Genomic DNA, 1881 nt, shown 5'->3' on the forward strand with positions numbered 1-1881 from the left:
GCGGTGCGGCAGCAGAGCTGGATCCCGTACTCAAAGGGTTCGACCACGGCGACGGCGAATAAGCCCGCTCATCTACCAAGAGCCCAAGGCGACAAGAAGTGGAGCCTCTTGCACGGCTCAGAGAATCAAAGTCACGCCCGCAGCGAAGTCGAACAGCTCCGCTGTCTTCGCGGAGGAGGCGGAGAGACCTTCTGACGAAGAAGTCGAATGCTCTGTTCGTCCTGACACGATCGCCGACGCGGACCGGTTCCGCATCGGCAGCGTGACCAAGGTCTTCTCGGCCGTGGTCCTGCTGCAACTCGTCGACGAGGGCAGACTGACCCTCGACGCCCCGGTCAACCGCTATCTGCCGGGACTGCTCCCGGACGCGCGGATCACGGTCCGGCATGTGCTGAGCCACCGCAGCGGGCTGTACGACTACACCAACGACATGTTCGCGCGGACGGTTCCCGGCTTCGAGTCGGTGCGCACCAGGGTCTTCACCTACCGCGAGCTGGTGAACCGTTCCCTGAGCAGGCCGCGCACCACGAAGCCGGGCAGCGTGTACGCGTACTCCAACACCAACTTCGTCGTCGCGGGCATGCTCATCGAGAAGCTGACCGGGAACTCCGTGCGCACCGAGTACCAAAACCGGATCATCCGGCCGCTGAGGCTGCGCGACACCTTCTACGCGCACCCCGCCACGAAGATCCCCGGCCGGTACGCGCGCGGCTATCTCACCCCGGACGCCGCCGGCGCGCCGCTCGTCGACGCCACGGAGCAGACGGCGTCCTGGGCGCAGAGCGCGGGCGCGCTGATCTCCACCACGGGCGATCTCAACACCTTCCTGTCGGCGCTGCTCGGCGGGCGGCTGACCTCGCGCGCCCAGCTGGCGCAGATGCAGCGGTGGGTGCCCGCGGGCACGGCCCAGTCCTACGGGCTCGGTCTGCGCCGCCGGGACCTGTCCTGCGGGGTCTCGGTGTACGGCCACACCGGCGCCGTCCAGGGGTACTACACCTACGCGTTCGCCTCCAAGGACGGCGGGCGCGCGCTGGCCGCGCTCGCCAACACCTCCAACAACGGCCGGGTGCACACCACCATGCTGGGCGTGCTGGAGTCGGCGTTCTGCGGCAAGTCGGCCAAGGCGGGGGCGCGTTCGGCACGGGCCGAGCGCTCCGAGGACGTGGCGCGCGGCAACCCGCCGGGGGCGGAGCGCCGCTGAGGGGGTCCGGCGGGCGGGAACCGGCGCGATCCGGCGGACGTTCACCGGACGTCCCGCCCGTTCCCGCACCACCCGTCAGGACGGCCCGATGAGCGAGTTGGCCCCCGGGGGCAACGTGCCCCTTCCGGACGGCCGGTTGACCGTCCGGGTGCCCGGCCCCTTCGACGTCTGCGCGCTCGTCACGGACGACGGCGGCAGGGTCGGGGGCGACGCCGACTTCGTGTTCTACAACCAGCCGTCCGCGCCCGGCGTCCGGCTGGACGGCGACACGCTGAGCGCCGACCCGTCCCGGCTGCGGCCCGGGGCCACCCGGGTCACGGTGGTGGTGAGCCCCGCCGACCCCGGCACCGCGCTCAGCCGCCTGCCGGTCCCCGTGCTGCACGTCGGCGGCGCGGGGGGACGCGTCGTCGCCCGGTTCGCCCCGCCGCGGCCCGGCCGCGAGAGCGTGCTGCTGCTCGCGGAGCTCTACCGGCGGGGCGCCGGCTGGAAGCTGCGGGCCCTGGGCCAGGGGTACGCGGACGGACTGGCCGGGCTCGCGCGGGACTTCGGCGTCGACGTCGTCGAGGACGCCGCCCCGGCCGCGCCCGCCCCGCCCGCGCCGTCCCGGCCGGCGGCGCCCGTCGCCCGCCCGGCGCTGCACACCCTGTCCGGTCCGGCCCTGCCGCACTCCGGCGATCCCG

Annotated in this window: 2 protein-coding genes; both read left to right on the top strand. The window is 73.0% G+C overall.

Going from position 1 to position 1881, the window contains the following annotated elements:
* Window positions 1-124: 124 nt before the first annotated feature.
* On the top strand, window positions 125-1201 hold the full coding sequence (locus tag SZN_RS36900; protein ID WP_106432776.1) for a serine hydrolase domain-containing protein: 1077 nt from the start codon (window positions 125-127) through the stop codon (window positions 1199-1201).
* A gap of 88 nt (window positions 1202-1289) precedes the next feature.
* Window positions 1290-1881 (top strand): TerD family protein (locus tag SZN_RS36905; RefSeq protein ID WP_007506320.1); only part of this gene is annotated, 592 nt, incomplete at its 3' end.

The organism is Streptomyces zinciresistens K42 (genome assembly GCF_000225525.1).
Lineage (GTDB): Bacteria > Actinomycetota > Actinomycetes > Streptomycetales > Streptomycetaceae > Streptomyces > Streptomyces zinciresistens.